We start from the raw sequence: 15,008 nt of genomic DNA on the forward strand, positions 1-15,008 counted from the left end.
GGCTTTTTCGCGTTCCCGTACGCCGCCCGCTCAGGCGGCGGCCGCAGGAATCTCGGGGCGCAGCGGCCACGCCGGATTCACCGCCTCCTCCGACCCGTTGCGCGCGAACCACGCCTGCAGACCGCGCGCCTGCGCCGCGTGCCACACCGCCTGAAGGGTGTGCAGCTCGGCCGGCGAAAGCCGCTCCAGACGCGTGGCGAATCGGCGGCCCAGTGCGCGTACGACCTCCAGTGAGGCCGTCGCGTCGGCGACCGCGTCGTGCGCGCCGTCCAACTCCACCTCGTACTGCGCGCACAGGTCGGTGAGCGTACGGCGGCCCTTGCGGTAGCGGTCCAGATGCTTGTCCAGCACGCGCGGATCCAGCACGCACAGCGGACGGCTGTCCAGGTAGCGCGCCAGCGACGACGCCCGGTGGCGCCTCAGCTCACGGTCCAGCAGCGTCAGATCGAACGGCGCGTTCATCACCACCAGCGGCCGGCGGGCGATGCTCTGCTCGGCGAGGCCCCTGGCTATCTCCTCCACCACCGGCGCGGGCCAGCGGCCGTTGCGCTGCAGGTGATCGTCCGTCAGGCCGTGGATCTCCGTCGCCTCCGGGGGCACCGGAATCCCTGGATTCACCAGCCAGCGCGTCGCCCGTACCCGCCCGCCCGGCGCGTCCTGCACGACCAGCGCGGCCGAAACGATGCGGTCCTCCTCGACATCCACGCCCGTCGTCTCGGTGTCGAACGCGGCCAGGGGTCCTTCGTACCAGCACGTCATGTCGAACTCCTCTTGCTCCCTTGGCAGATGGCGTGCGTCCCCTGCCCGAACCGGTGATACCCGGGTCGTTTGTGCGGTACGCCGTTTGCGGGCCAGACAGAACGGAGACAACACAGGTGACGGCACGGGAGGTTGACGGACCGTCGCGGGGAAATGATCGGCACAGCCCGGAAGGCACACGTCTGCCATGGCGCTCACGCAGCCCGAACCGGGCGGGCTGCTGCCCGAGCGGATCGCACCGCTGCGCGGCGGACTCGCCACCACCGCCTGCATGGAGACTCTTCAGGTGGGCTATCTGCACGCGGTCGCGGCGGCCGCGGGATGCTCGCTCTCACAGCCGTTTCCGGACAACGGCATCGACTGGCACGTGAGTCACAACGCTCCCGAGCACACCGTCGATGACGAAGTCACCATCAAGGTGCAGCTCAAATGCACCTACCAGATCCCGCCGCACCCAGCGGGGGGCGCCTTCTCTTTCACGCTCGACAACGCGCATCTGGAGAAGCTCGCCCGCAGCCCGGTGGCGGTACACAAGATCCTGGTCGTGATGCTCGTACCGCGGACCCAGGAGGACTGGCTGCGCGCCGGCCACGACCGCCTCGACCTGCGGCACTGCTGCTACTGGATCAACCTGGCCGGACACCCGGTGACGGGCAGGCGCAGGACAACTGTGCGGATCCCGACCTCGCGGATATTCGACGACCGAGCACTCTGCGAGATCATGACCCGGGTCGGGGTGGGAGGGAGACCCTGATGCAGCACCGGCCGATCGACGAGCCCGTACGACCACACCCGAGCACGGAGCCCGACAGCGGCTTCGCGGCGGGCCCCGGCGTCTGGGACGCCGGCGAGGGGCCCGACCCCGCCCGCGTGGACCCCGCCGTACTCGCCGTACTGCTCGCCCGGCACGGCTGGCGGCGGCGCGGGGGAGCGGCGGGCCGCTACGCGCGCTGGACACCGCCCGGCCCTTCCGGATCCGGTACGAGTCTGCTCGTACCGGAGAGCAGGGCGTTCCCCGACAGCGACGACCTCCTCGGCGAGGCACTGACCGCGCTCGCCCGCTGCCCCGCGCCCTCCGCCCGTGAGGTGCTCGTCTCCCTCGCCGTGCCGAGCGACGAGATCAGGTGGGTGCGCGACGTACCGGAAGGCCCTTCAGGAGCCGCCTCGTGGACCGCGCAGGAGCAACTGCGCTCGGCGGCGCGCCAGATGCTGCTCGCCGCGGCGCTCGCAGCGCGCGGGCGCGCCGGATACTACGGCGCCCGGCACCGGAGGCAGGCCCAGGCGTCCCTGGAGGGCGTACTGGTCGGGCCGGCCCCCGGCGGGCGCGCACTCACGGCGTTCGTACCGGTGGAGGCCGGGCGCCGGGCCGTCGTACGGCTGCACCACGCCCTGCACGCCGCGCGCGAGGCCGTCGACTACCAGCGGGCGACCGGGGGGATGGATGCCTTCGACTCGGCGGTCGAGGCGGGGGTGAGCCGCGAGCTGACGGACGCGGTGATCGCGCTGGTGCACGGCTCGGAGGGCACGCGGATCGGCCTGGAGTGGTCACCGGCCGCCGGTGTGCCGCAGGGGTGCGCGGCGCATCCGGAGGCGGTGGAGTTCTCGCCGGGCGACCTGCCGGCGCTGCGCGAGGCGGGCGCGCGCTACACGCTCGGCGAGCCGTCCGTGACGGTACGGATCACGGGCACGGTCGTACGGATGCGCCGCTCGGGGCCCGGCGGGTCCGGCACGGTGCGGCTGCGGGTCCTGGCGGGCGCGGAGGTGCCGCACGTACGGATGGTGCTCGACGAGGAGGCGTACCGGACAGCGGGCCACGCCCACCTGGTCGGGCTGCCGATCCGGGTCCACGGACAGCTGGAGAGCCGGGGCGGCTTCCGGCGGCTCTCGGGCGCGCGGAGCGTGGTGCCCGTGCAGGTGGACGACGCCGAGCGGGACCGGCTGATGAAGTCCCTCCAGGAGAACCTGGACTTTTTCGAGGAGGCGTGCGGCGGGGATTAACCGTTTCGCGATGGGGGCGCGGGGCTCGGTACAGTAAGGCACTACGCGCGCAATCTTTTATGCGCACCCCCTCAGACAGGAGTGACCGGTGTCGGACGTCCGTGTGTTCATCCAACGCGATTCCGAGCGGGAAGAGCGCGTGGTGACGACGGGCACTACGGCGGCGGAACTCTTCCCCGGCGAGCGCACCGTCGTCGCCGCGCGTGTGGCCGGCGAGCTGAAGGACCTGGCGTACGTCGTCGCGGACGGCGAGGAGGTCGAGCCGGTCGAGATCTCCTCCGAGGACGGCCTGAACATCCTGCGCCACTCGACCGCGCACGTCATGGCACAGGCCGTGCAGGAGCTCTTCCCCGAGGCGAAGCTCGGCATCGGTCCGCCGGTCAAGGACGGCTTCTACTACGACTTCGACGTCGAGAAGCCGTTCACGCCCGAGGATCTCAAGGCCATTGAGAAGAAGATGCAGGAGATCCAGAAGCGCGGGCAGCGCTTCTCGCGCCGCGTGGTCACCGACGAGGCCGCGCGCGAGGAGCTGGCCGACGAGCCGTACAAGCTGGAGCTCATCGGCATCAAGGGCTCCGCCTCTGTTCAGGATGGCGCCGACGGCGCGAACGTCGAGGTGGGCGGCGGCGAGCTGACCATCTACGACAACCTCGACGCCAAGACCGGGGACCTGTGCTGGAAGGACCTCTGCCGGGGTCCGCACCTGCCCACCACCCGGAACATCCCCGCCTTCAAGCTGATGCGCAACGCCGCCGCCTACTGGCGCGGCAGCGAGAAGAACCCCATGCTCCAGCGCATCTACGGCACCGCGTGGCCGTCGAAGGACGAGCTGAAGGCGCACCTGGAGTTCCTCGCCGAGGCCGAGAAGCGCGACCACCGCAAGCTCGGCAGCGAGCTGGACCTCTTCTCCATCCCCGAGCAGATCGGCTCCGGCCTCGCGGTCTTCCACCCCAAGGGCGGCATCATCCGCCGGGTCATGGAGGACTACTCGCGCCGCCGGCACGAGGAGGAGGGGTACGAGTTCGTCTACACCCCGCACGCGACCAAGGGGAAGCTCTTCGAGACCTCGGGGCACCTGGACTGGTACGCCGACGGCATGTACCCGCCCATGCAGCTCGACGAGGGCACGGACTACTACCTCAAGCCCATGAACTGCCCGATGCACAACCTGATCTTCGACGCGCGGGGCCGGTCCTACCGTGAACTGCCGCTGCGCCTCTTCGAGTTCGGGACCGTGTACCGGTACGAGAAGTCGGGCGTCGTGCACGGCCTGACCCGGGCCCGCGGCTTCACCCAGGACGACGCGCACATCTACTGCACCAAGGAGCAGATGGCGGAGGAGCTCGACCGTACGCTCACCTTCGTCCTCGGGCTGCTGCGCGACTACGGCCTGACCGACTTCTACCTGGAGCTGTCCACCAAGGACGAGAACAAGTTCGTGGGCTCGGACGAGGTCTGGGAGGAGGCCACCGCGGTCCTCCAGCAGGTCGCCGAGAAGCAGGGTCTGCCGCTGACCCCCGACCCGGGCGGCGCGGCCTTCTACGGCCCGAAGATCTCGGTCCAGGCGCGGGACGCGATCGGCCGGACCTGGCAGATGTCGACCGTCCAGCTCGACTTCAATCTGCCGGAGCGGTTCAACCTGGAGTACACGGCTGCTGACGGCACCAAGCAGCGCCCGGTCATGATCCACAGGGCCCTCTTCGGAAGCATCGAGCGCTTCTTCGCCGTGCTGCTGGAGCACTACGCGGGTGCCATGCCCCCGTGGCTGGCCCCGGTCCAGGCGGTCGGCATCCCGGTCGGCGACGCGCACGTCCCGTACCTCCTGGAGTTCGCCGCCGAGGCGAAGAAGAAGGGCCTGCGGGTCGAGGTGGACGCGTCCTCTGACCGGATGCAGAAGAAGATCAGGACCGCGCAGAAGCAGAAGACGCCGTTCATGATCATCGTCGGAGACGATGACATGAACGCCGGCACGGTCTCGTTCCGCTACCGCGACGGCTCGCAGGAGAACGGTGTTCCGCGTGACGAGGCGCTGGCGAAGCTCGTTGATGTCGTGGAGAGCCGCGTACAGGTGTGACTTGTTCCCCGCGTGAGCGGGGGTGGCCCCGACCCGGAGAAGTTCGTCGGCTCGGACGATGTGTACTCCCCGCCGCCGCGGGGCTTCAGGGGCGGTCCCTTTTCGGGGCCGCCCCTCGCCGCATCCCCTCCCACCCACAGCGAATATGCTGGCTCGCATGACGATTGAGCCGGAGCAGCAGATCGGAGTGGGGACGCCGGACGCGTTCCAGCGCCTGTGGACGCCCCACCGGATGGCGTACATCCAGGGGGAGAACAAGCCGACCGGTCCGGGGGCCGGGGACGGCTGCCCGTTCTGCTCGATTCCGGCGAAGTCCGACGAGGACGGGCTTGTCATCGCGCGCGGTGAGCGGGTGTACGCGGTGCTGAACCTCTACCCGTACACCGGCGGGCACCTGATGGTCGTCCCGTACCGCCACGTCGCCGACTACACGGACCTGGACGATGCCGAGACCGCCGAGCTCGCTTCCTTCACCAAGCGCGCGATGACGGCGCTGCGTACCGCCTCCGGGGCGCAGGGGTTCAACATCGGGATGAACCAGGGCGCCGTCGCCGGGGCGGGCATCGCGGCGCATCTGCACCAGCACGTGGTGCCGCGCTGGGGCGGGGACACGAACTTCATGCCGGTCGTGGGGCACACGAAGGTGCTGCCGCAGCTGCTGGGGGACACCCGCAAGATGCTGGCCGACGCCTGGCCCGCAGCGAACTGACCGGGCTGCCCCCGGCCGCGTCACGCGTCGTACACGTCGGCCTTCCTCGGTGCGGCGTCCTGGACCAGGCCGCTGAGGATCAGCGAGCGGTTGCTGAAGCGGTCGGTGTCCACGCCGTGGTCGTCCAGCACGCGGATGGCCGCCGCGTGGACCACGCGCAGTACGGGCGTGGCCGCGCGCATCGCGTCGTCGGCCATGAAGCGGTGCCGCCAGGGCTTCTCGGCCCAGGCGTGCCGCAGGCCGAAGGGCTCGGGGAGCACGATCTTGCCGCCGAAGTAGTCGAGAAGCGGCGGGAACCAGGTGAACGGTGCGCGGACGGCGAGGCGTACCACTTCGTTGGCGTCGACGAGCGGCAGCTTCTTGTCCACCGTCTCCCAGAACTTGACCGGCTTGCTGACGGTCACCGTCTTGGCCGCGGGCTTGGTGGTGAAGAGGGAGTGGACCGGGCCCAGGGCGTGGCCCGTGACCTCGATGCGCAGCGTCTCGTGCAGCACGGTGACGGTGATCAGCATGGTGATGATCAACTGGCCGTCCCAGAGGGTGAACTGAACACCCAGATAGTGGCGGTTTCCGGCGCCGAACTGCTGCTCGTTGCAGATCCGCTGTATCTCGTGGCCCTTGATCTGGTACGCGTCGACGTCCTGGCCACCGGGCCTGGTCACCTCTGCCGCGTTCTCACCGATCGGGGCGACGATCCAGTGCCGTACGGAGGGCTTGGGGAAGCCGCCGGTGTGCAGGGGGCCGCGCTCCAGCATGCGCAGCTGGTCGTGGATGGCGCGTACGACGTCCCAGCTGCGGAATCCGTGGATCTCCTTGCCGGCTTCGCGTGGTACGAGCTCTTCGGCGAGCTGCCAGCTGCCCCAGCGGGTGCCCATGCCGAGTATTCCCTTGGGTCCCGCGTAGAAGACCGAGTTGCTGTACTGCTCGGCGGTGAGCTTGGCGAGCGACTGGCGCAGCTGCTCGGCGGCGGACTCGTTGGGGTCGCGCGGTACGGCTTCGGGGATCTTGGCGCCCACGCCGCCGCCCGACAGCAGGCTCTCCCAGCGGGTCCGCATGTCCTGGGCCGTGGACTCGCTGATCCGCTTGGCCCACAGCCAGCCGATGATGGGCGCGACGAGCATCGCCCGCAGGTAGATCGCCCAGAATCCGCCGAAGGGCAGCTTGATGAGGGCGAGCACGAGGAGACCGCCGAGGGCGACCAGCGCGGTGGTGGCGAGGGCGCCGGCCCGCTTGTCCTTGGAGCCCGCGATCGTACGGCGCAGCTGGAAGACGCCCAGCCAGACGAGCAGTCCCGGCAGGAAGAGCAGGCCGAACAGCGCCATGATGCCGGTGAGCTTGGCGTCCCGTTCCTTGCGGATGCGGGTCGCGGCGAGGCAGTGCTCGACGATGGTCTGCGGTTCGGTGCCGAAGGACTGGATGAGCGCCTTGCGGGCCCCGCCGAGCATGCGCACCTGTACGGCGCGGGAGAAGGCCTCGCCCAGGTTCGGTTCGAGGAGGGAGAGCTTGCCCTTCTTCACCTCGGACTTGTGCCATTCGCTGTTGGCGTTGAGGATCTCGGTGACCGGGCTGTCGCGGTACGCCGCGGAGGCGAGCGCCTGCGTCGCCGCCGTCTGGCCCGCGGAGCCCTGGAGCGGGACCTGCGCCCCCGGTGAGAAGTCGAACCCGTCATCCGCCACTGCTGCCCCCATCGCCGCACGCAACCGCTCCTGCGGCCCCTGCCCAACTGCCGTGCCCCGCACACCTTGTGAGCCGGGGCGCCCCGGAGCGTTCAGCGTATCCGCCGTGTCCAGGGATGATCCAGGGTGACTCTGCCCGTGGTGGGGCGGTGAAATGCCGCCCGCCGCAAGTAAATTGGGCGGGCGGCCTGTCAATTATGATCCGTTTTCCGCCTGTTCGCGGATCTTGCCTGACAGCTGGGGCGGCATGGGTTCGTGGCGGGCGTACGAGCGGCTGAACCGTCCGGTGCCGTGCGAGACCGACCTCAGGTCCAGGGCGTACCGTCCGAGTTCGATCTCCGGCACCTCGGCCCGTACGAGCGTGCGCCCGTGCCCCGCCTGCTCGGTTCCGACCACGCGCCCCCGCCGTCCCGACAGGTCGCTCATCACCGGCCCCACGTACTGGTCCGGCACCAGCACCAGCACCTCGGCGACCGGCTCCAGGAGGTGGAGCTTCGCCTCGGCCGCGGCTTCGCGCAGTGCCAGCGCGCCCGCCGTCTGGAACGCCGCGTCGGAGGAGTCGACCGAGTGGGACTTCCCGTCGGTCAGCGTGACGCGTACGTCCACGAGCGGGTAGCCGGCCGCGACCCCGCGCCCCGCCTGGGCGCGTACTCCCTTCTCTACGGACGGGATGAACTGGCGTGGTACCGCGCCTCCGACGACCTTGTCGACGAACTCGATGCCGCTCCCCGGCGGCAGCGGCTCCACTTCGATCTCGCAGATGGCGTACTGGCCGTGGCCACCGGACTGCTTCACGTGCCGCCCGCGGCCGAACGCCTGCGCCCCGAACGTCTCGCGCAGCGACACCTTGTGCGGTACGACGTCCACCCGCACCCCGTACCGGCTGCGCAGCCGCTCCAGCGCCACGTCCCGGTGGGCCTCGCCCAGGCACCACAGCACGAGCTGGCGGGTGTCCTGGTTCTGCACGAGGCGCATCGTCGGATCCTCGGCGACCAGCCGCGCGAGCCCCTGGGAGAGCTTGTCCTCGTCGGCCTTGCTGTGGGCCTGGATGGCGAGCGGCAGCAGCGGGTCGGGCATGGTCCACGGTTCCATCAGCAGCGGGTCGTCCTTCGAGGACAGGGTGTCCCCGGTCTCGGCCCGCATCAGTTTCCCGACGCTGGCGATGTCACCCGCGATGCAGCGGTTCATGGTGCGCTGCTGCTTGCCGAAGGGCGAGGACAGGGCGCCGATCCGCTCCTCCACATCGTGGTCCTCGTGGCCCCGGTCCGTGAGGCCGTGCCCCGACACGTGCACCGTCTCGTCGGGCCGCAGCGTGCCGGAGAAGACCCGCACCAGGCTGACCCGCCCGACGTACGGGTCGGACGCCGTCTTGACGACCTCGGCGACCAGCGGCCCGTCCGGGTCGCAGGTGACCGGCGGGCACGGACGGCCGTCCGGTGTGGTGACGGCGGGCGCCTCGCGCTCGGCGGGGGTCGGGAAACCGCCCGTGATCAGCTCCAGCAGCTCGATCGTGCCGATGCCCTCGCGGTTGCCCTCCGTCGCCGGCGCGGCGGCGAGGACCGGGTGGAAGGTGCCGCGTGCCACGGCCCGTTCCAGGTCTTCGACGAGCGTCTTGTAGTCGATCTCCTCGCCGGCGAGGTAGCGGTCCATGAGGGTCTCGTCCTCGCTCTCGGCGATGATCCCCTCGATCAGCCGGTCGCGGGCGGCCGCGATCCTGGGCAGCTGCTCCTCGTCCGGCGGTGTCTCCTTGCGCTCGCCGGAGGAGTAGTCGAAGACCCGTTGCGACAGCAGGCCGACGAGCCCCTCGACGGGGGCGTGGCTGTCGGGTCCCTGGGGTCCGTACAGCGGCAGATACAGCGGCAGTACGGCGTCGGGGTCGTCGCCGCCGAAGGTCTGCGCGCAGATCCGGGTCATCTCGTCGAAGTCGGACCTGGCCGCTTCGAGGTGGGTGAAGACGATGGCCCGCGGCATGCCGACCGCGGCGCACTCCTCCCACAGCATCCGGGTCGCGCCGTCCACGCCGTCCGAGCCCGAGACGACGAAAAGGGCCGCGTCCGCCGCTCGCAGACCGGCCCGCAGTTCCCCGACGAAGTCGGCGTATCCGGGAGTGTCGATCAGATTGATCTTTATGCCGCCCCATTCGACGGGGAGCAGCGACAGCTGCACCGAGCGTTGCTGCCGGTGCTCGATCTCGTCGTAGTCGGAGACGGTCGCGCCGTCCTCGACGCGGCCCGCCCTGTTGACCGCTCCCGTTGCCAGCGCGAGGGCCTCGGCCAGGGTGGTCTTTCCGGAGCCGCTGTGGCCGACCAGCACAACGTTGCGTACGGACGAGGGCCGGTCGGCCGCTGCTGCCCTGCCGGCGGCTCCGGGGTGTGTTTGCGTCTTTTCGCCCATGATCCTTGCCTCCCAGTTCGAGCACGGTGAGGAGAGGGGGCGCGGACATGTGGGAGCCGCAGTGACGAGGCGACACCAGTGACGCCCGCGGTCATTCGAGCTTTCCACTCCAGCCACGGCGCGTCCATACGTAGTGCGCGACCGACAGGCGGCAGGAGCCCCGTCACGGCCCGGTGATGCCCCGGCGGTGCCGGAGGCCGGTCGTCGATACGATGGGCCAGCCGGTAGCCATAGGGGCCGCACGGCGCACCGACCCTCGGGAAGGCCATGCTGAACAAGTACGCGCGTGCATTCTTTACGCGTGTCCTCACACCGTTCGCCGCGTTTCTGCTCCGTCGCGGGGTGAGCCCCGACGCGGTGACGCTCATCGGTACGGCCGGAGTGATGGCGGGTGCGCTGGTCTTCTTCCCCCGGGGAGAGTTCTTCTGGGGCACGATCGTCATCACGCTCTTCGTCTTCTCCGACCTCGTCGACGGCAATATGGCGCGGCAGGCGGGGGTCTCCAGCCGCTGGGGCGCCTTCCTGGACTCGACGCTCGACCGCGTCGCCGACTCGGCGGTCTTCGGCGGGATCGCGCTCTGGTACGCGGGCACCGGCAACGACAACGTGCTGTGCGCCGTCGCCATCTTCTGCCTCGCCAGCGGCCAGGTCGTCTCGTACACGAAGGCACGGGGCGAATCGATCGGCCTGCCCGTCGCGGTCAACGGCCTGGTGGAGCGCGCCGAACGGCTCGTGATCACGCTCGTCGCCGCCGGCCTCGCCGGACTGCACGACTTCGGGGTGCCGGGCATCGACGTACTGCTGCCCATCGCCCTGTGGGCCGTGGCCGTCGGCAGTCTGGTGACCCTCGGGCAGCGAGTCGTGACCGTACGCAAGGAAGCTGCGGAGGCGGACGCCGCCTCCGCGCCGGGGAGTGAGGCCACGTCGTGAGCGGCGCCAGGGAACGGCTGACGGACACCCTGTACGGCCTCGGCTGGGCCACCGTCAAGAAACTGCCCGAACCGGTGTCCGTCGCCCTCGGGCGCAGGATCGCGGACACCGTCTGGAAGCGGCGCGGCGCGAGTGTGCTGCGTCTGGAGTCCAATCTCGCCCGCGTCGTCCCGGACGCGGGCCCCGAGCGTCTCGCCGAGCTGTCCAGGGCTGGGATGCGCTCGTACATGCGCTACTGGATGGAATCCTTCCGGCTGCCCGCGTGGAGCCCGGAGCGCATCAAGAACGGCGTAGAGGTCCAGGACATAGACCGCGTGACCGACACCCTCGCCACCGGGCGCGGCGTCATCGTCGCGCTGCCGCACCTGGCCAACTGGGATCTCGCGGGCGCCTGGGTCACCACCAAGCTGGAAGTCCCGTTCACCACCGTCGCCGAGCGGCTCAAGCCCGAGACGCTGTACGACCGGTTCGTCGCGTACCGGGAGGGCCTCGGGATGGAGGTCCTGCCGCACCAGGGCGGCAGCGCCTTCGGGACGCTGGCGCGGCGGCTGCGGGCCGGTGGCCTCGTCTGCCTGGTCGCCGACCGCGACCTGTCCGCCTCGGGCACCGAGGTGAAGTTCTTCGGCGACACGGCGCGGATGCCCGGCGGGCCCGCGCTGCTGGCGCAGCAGACCGGGGCGCTGCTGCTGCCGGTGACCCTCTGGTACGACGACTCACCGGTGATGCGGGGGCGGGTCCACCCGCCCGTCGACGTACCGGAGACAGGTACGCGCGCCGAGAAGACGTCTGTCATGACGCAGGCGCTGGCGGATGCCTTCGCCACCGGTATCGCGGAGCACCCGCAGGACTGGCACATGCTGCAACGACTGTGGCTCGACGACCTCGAGCCGCGTCAGGAGACCTCGTGAAGATCGGCATTGTCTGCCCGTACTCGTGGGACGTACCGGGTGGCGTCCAGTTCCACATCCGGGACCTGGCCGAGCATCTGATCGGGCTCGGGCACGAGGTGTCGGTCCTGGCGCCGGCCGACGACGAGACGCCGCTGCCGCCGTACGTCGTGTCCGCGGGCCGGGCCGTCCCGGTGCCGTACAACGGCTCGGTAGCCCGCCTGAACTTCGGGTTCCTCTCCGCCGCGCGGGTACGGCGGTGGCTGCACGACGGCACGTTCGACGTCATCCACATCCACGAGCCGACCTCGCCCTCGCTGGGCCTGCTCGCGTGCTGGGCGGCGCAGGGGCCGATCGTCGCCACCTTCCACACCTCCAACCCCAAGTCCCGCGCGATGATCGCCGCCTACCCGATCCTGCAGCCCGCGCTGGAGAAGATCAGCGCCCGCATCGCGGTGAGCGAGTACGCGCGGCGCACGCTCGTCGAGCACCTCGGCGGGGACGCGGTGGTCATCCCCAACGGCGTCGACGTCGACTTCTTCGCCAAGGCGGACGCGAAGGCGGAGTGGCAGGGGCAGACCATCGGCTTCATCGGCCGCATCGACGAGCCCCGCAAGGGCCTGCCCGTCCTGATGCGCGCCCTCCCGAAGATCCTGGCCGAGCGCCCGGACGCGCGGCTGCTGGTGGCGGGGCGCGGCGACGAGGAGGAGGCGGTGGCCTCACTGCCGACGGAGATGCGGGACCGCGTCGAATTCCTCGGCATGGTCAGCGACGAGGACAAGGCGCGGCTGCTGCGCAGTGTCGACCTGTACGTCGCCCCGAACACCGGCGGCGAGAGCTTCGGCATCATCCTGGTCGAGGCGATGTCGGCGGGAGCGGCGGTGCTGGCGAGCGACCTCGACGCGTTCGCGCAGGTCCTCGACCAGGGGGCGGCGGGCGAACTCTTCGCCAACGAGGACGCGGACGCGCTCGCGGCGGCGGCGGTACGGCTGCTGGGGGACCCGGAGCGGCTGGTGGAGCTGCGGCTGCGGGGCTCGGCGCACGTACGGCGCTTCGACTGGTCGACGGTGGCGGCGGACATCCTGTCGGTGTACGAGACGGTGACGGACGGCGCGGCGTCGGTGGACACGGACGAGCGGACCGGGCTACGGGCGAGGTTCGGGCTGGCCCGGGACTGAACCTGGGCTGTTGATCGGTCCGGGGGCCGGGCCCTACGGGAGCGGCATTCGGGACTGCATGCTGTGCCTTCCCGGGGGGCAACCCCCGGACCCCCGGCCGAACCACCCGGGGCGAACGGCTGCCCGCACTTCGCCCGCCCCCCGGCACCCCAACCGGACCCGCACGCCGCCCCCGGTAACGTGGCCGCCCGTGACCGTAACCCTCATCTGGATCGTCGTAGCCCTCCTCGCGATCGGGCTGTACCTCAGCTGGACCGCGGGCCGGCTCGACCGACTGCATGCCCGTATCGACGCCTCCCGCGCCGCGCTCGACGCCCAGCTGCTGCGCCGGGCCTCGGTCACTCAGGAGCTGGCGACCTCCGGAGTGCTCGATCCCGCCGCTTCGATCCTGCTGTACCAGGCCGCGCACGCCGCCCGCCAGGCCGAGGAGGACCACCGCGAGGTCGCCGAGAGCGAGCTCAGCCAGGCGCTGCGGGCGGTTTTCGGGGAGCCGGCGCAGGTCGAGGCGGTCAAGGAGGCGCCCGGCGGTGAGGACGCCGCCGGGGAGCTCGCGGCGGCGGTACGGCGCGTTCCCATGGCGCGGCGCTTCCACAACGACTCCGTACGCGCCGCCCGCGCCCTGCGCCGCCACCGCAAGGTCCGGTGGTTCCGGCTGGCCGGCCACGCCCCGTTCCCGTTGGCGTTCGAGATGGACGATGAGCCCCCCGTGGCACTGGCCGACCGCCCCGGCAGCTAGCAAAACGATCCACCGGCTGAACATTGGCCCTTGCAGTGGACTGGTCCGGCGATGTTCTCTGAAAGGCAGCAAGAACCTACTTTCTCCGAGTGAGGTCCATCCGTGTCCAGCACCAGCAACTTCCAGGCCCCCGAGACCGGCACCGCGCGCGTGAAGCGCGGCATGGCTGAGCAGCTCAAGGGCGGCGTGATCATGGACGTCGTCAACGCCGAGCAGGCGAAGATCGCCGAGGACGCGGGCGCCGTGGCCGTCATGGCGCTGGAGCGCGTGCCCGCCGACATCCGCAAGGACGGCGGCGTGGCCCGGATGTCCGACCCCAACATGATCGAAGAGATCATCGAGGCCGTCTCGATCCCGGTCATGGCCAAGTCCCGCATCGGCCACTTCGTCGAGGCCCAGGTCCTCCAGTCCCTCGGCGTCGACTACATCGACGAGTCCGAGGTCCTGACCCCGGCCGACGAGGTCAACCACTCCGACAAGTGGGCCTTCACCACCCCCTTCGTCTGTGGTGCCACCAACCTGGGCGAGGCCCTGCGCCGTATCGCCGAGGGCGCGGCCATGATCCGCTCGAAGGGCGAGGCCGGCACCGGCAACGTCGTCGAGGCCGTGCGTCACCTGCGCCAGATCAAGAACGAGATCGCCAAGCTGCGCGGCTTCGACAACAACGAGCTGTACGCCGCCGCCAAGGAGCTCCGCGCCCCGTACGAGATCGTCAAGGAGGTCGCCGAGCTCGGAAAGCTTCCGGTCGTGCTGTTCTCCGCGGGCGGTGTCGCCACCCCCGCCGACGCCGCGCTGATGCGCCAGCTCGGCGCCGAGGGCGTCTTCGTCGGCTCCGGCATCTTCAAGTCCGGCGACCCGGCCGCCCGCGCCGCCGCGATCGTGAAGGCCACCACCTTCTACGACGACCCGAAGATCATCGCGGACGCGTCCCGGAACCTGGGCGAGGCCATGGTCGGCATCAACTGCGACACCCTCCCCGAGTCCGAGCGCTACGCCAACCGCGGCTGGTAGTGCCGGACATGAGCAACCCTGTGATCGGAGTCCTGGCTCTCCAGGGCGACGTACGGGAGCACCTGATCGCCCTGGCCGTGGCGGACGCCACGGCCAGGCCGGTCCGGCGCCCCGAGGAGCTCGACGAGCTCGACGGCCTGGTCATCCCCGGCGGCGAGTCCACCACCATGTCCAAGCTGGCCGTGCTCTTCGGCATGCAGGAGCCGCTGCGCGAGCGCATCAAGGACGGCATGCCCGTCTACGGCACGTGCGCCGGCCTGATCATGCTCGCCGACAAGATCCTGGACCCGCGCTCGGGCCAGGAGACGTTCGGCGGCATCGACATGATCGTGCGCCGCAACGCCTTCGGACGGCAGAACGAGTCGTTCGAGGCGAAGGTCGAGATCGCGGGCATCGAGGACGGCCCCGTCGAGGGCGTCTTCATCCGCGCCCCGTGGGTGGAGTCGGTCGGCGCCCAGGCCGAGGTGCTCGCGGAGCACGACGGGCACATCGTCGCCGTACGCCAGGGCAACGCCCTCGCCACGTCGTTCCACCCCGAACTGACGGGCGACCACCGGGTGCACCGGCTCTTCACCGAGATGGTGCGCGCCGTACGCTGACGGGATCCCGGTAGGATCTCTGCCGAACGCAGCAGTATTTGGTGACGCGAAGGAGAC

General features: G+C 70.4%; 13 protein-coding genes. 10 read left to right on the forward strand and 3 right to left on the reverse strand.

The genetic code is table 11. The features are described from left to right. Nucleotides 1-30: 30 nt before the first annotated feature. Nucleotides 31-759: a 3'-5' exonuclease gene (locus J7E91_RS18175; protein WP_214905650.1), complete on the reverse strand. Its 729-nt coding sequence runs from the start codon at nt 757-759 to the stop codon at nt 31-33. A gap of 187 nt (nt 760-946) precedes the next feature. Between J7E91_RS18175 and J7E91_RS18180 the strand changes: the two genes are divergently transcribed. From J7E91_RS18180 to J7E91_RS18195, 4 genes are all read left to right on the forward strand, one after another. Further along, a complete protein-coding gene (locus J7E91_RS18180; RefSeq protein WP_214905653.1) occupies nt 947-1,513 on the forward strand; it encodes a DUF4365 domain-containing protein in 567 nt (188 codons plus the stop codon). Further along, nucleotides 1,513-2,757, forward strand: coding sequence for a hypothetical protein (locus tag J7E91_RS18185; protein ID WP_214905656.1), 1,245 nt, complete (start codon nt 1,513-1,515; stop codon nt 2,755-2,757). Before J7E91_RS18180 ends, J7E91_RS18185 begins: the two co-directional genes overlap by 1 nt. An 88-nt stretch (nt 2,758-2,845) precedes the next feature. Then, nucleotides 2,846-4,831 (forward strand): threonine--tRNA ligase, encoded by a 1,986-nt coding sequence (gene thrS, locus J7E91_RS18190; RefSeq protein ID WP_214905659.1) that lies wholly within the window; start codon nt 2,846-2,848, stop codon nt 4,829-4,831. Nucleotides 4,832-4,976: 145 nt separating this feature from the next. Next, nucleotides 4,977-5,540: an HIT domain-containing protein gene (locus J7E91_RS18195; RefSeq protein WP_214905662.1), complete on the forward strand. Its 564-nt coding sequence runs from the start codon at nt 4,977-4,979 to the stop codon at nt 5,538-5,540. A gap of 20 nt (nt 5,541-5,560) precedes the next feature. Here J7E91_RS18195 and J7E91_RS18200 read toward each other — a convergent pair whose 3' ends face one another. Then, a complete protein-coding gene (locus J7E91_RS18200; protein ID WP_214905666.1) occupies nt 5,561-7,228 on the reverse strand; it encodes a hypothetical protein in 1,668 nt (555 codons plus the stop codon). Between the two features lie 183 nt (nt 7,229-7,411). Then, complete coding sequence (locus tag J7E91_RS18205; protein ID WP_214905670.1) at nt 7,412-9,610, reverse strand: elongation factor G-like protein EF-G2; 2,199 nt, start codon at nt 9,608-9,610, stop codon at nt 7,412-7,414. Between the two features lie 267 nt (nt 9,611-9,877). Between J7E91_RS18205 and pgsA the strand changes: the two genes are divergently transcribed. From pgsA to pdxT, 6 genes are all read left to right on the forward strand, one after another. Further along, nucleotides 9,878-10,540 carry a phosphatidylinositol phosphate synthase gene (pgsA, locus tag J7E91_RS18210; protein ID WP_214905672.1) on the forward strand — a complete coding sequence of 221 codons (663 nt, stop codon included), beginning with the start codon at nt 9,878-9,880 and terminating at the stop codon, nt 10,538-10,540. Continuing rightward, nucleotides 10,537-11,448 (forward strand): phosphatidylinositol mannoside acyltransferase, encoded by a 912-nt coding sequence (locus J7E91_RS18215; protein WP_214905675.1) that lies wholly within the window; start codon nt 10,537-10,539, stop codon nt 11,446-11,448. Before pgsA ends, J7E91_RS18215 begins: the two co-directional genes overlap by 4 nt. After that, complete coding sequence (locus J7E91_RS18220) at nt 11,445-12,605, forward strand: glycosyltransferase family 4 protein (RefSeq protein ID WP_214905678.1); 1,161 nt, start codon at nt 11,445-11,447, stop codon at nt 12,603-12,605. Before J7E91_RS18215 ends, J7E91_RS18220 begins: the two co-directional genes overlap by 4 nt. A gap of 190 nt (nt 12,606-12,795) precedes the next feature. Beyond that, on the forward strand, nt 12,796-13,341 hold the full coding sequence (locus J7E91_RS18225) for a hypothetical protein (RefSeq protein WP_214905681.1): 546 nt from the start codon (nt 12,796-12,798) through the stop codon (nt 13,339-13,341). 102 nt (nt 13,342-13,443) lie between these two features. Further along, on the forward strand, nt 13,444-14,352 hold the full coding sequence (pdxS, locus tag J7E91_RS18230; protein ID WP_028814108.1) for a pyridoxal 5'-phosphate synthase lyase subunit PdxS: 909 nt from the start codon (nt 13,444-13,446) through the stop codon (nt 14,350-14,352). 8 nt (nt 14,353-14,360) lie between these two features. Beyond that, on the forward strand, nt 14,361-14,951 hold the full coding sequence (gene pdxT / locus J7E91_RS18235; RefSeq protein ID WP_214905684.1) for a pyridoxal 5'-phosphate synthase glutaminase subunit PdxT: 591 nt from the start codon (nt 14,361-14,363) through the stop codon (nt 14,949-14,951). Nucleotides 14,952-15,008: the final 57 nt, after the last annotated feature.

The sequence above is a fragment of the Streptomyces sp. ISL-99 genome (genome assembly GCF_018614005.1).
Taxonomy (GTDB): domain Bacteria; phylum Actinomycetota; class Actinomycetes; order Streptomycetales; family Streptomycetaceae; genus Streptomyces; species Streptomyces flavidovirens.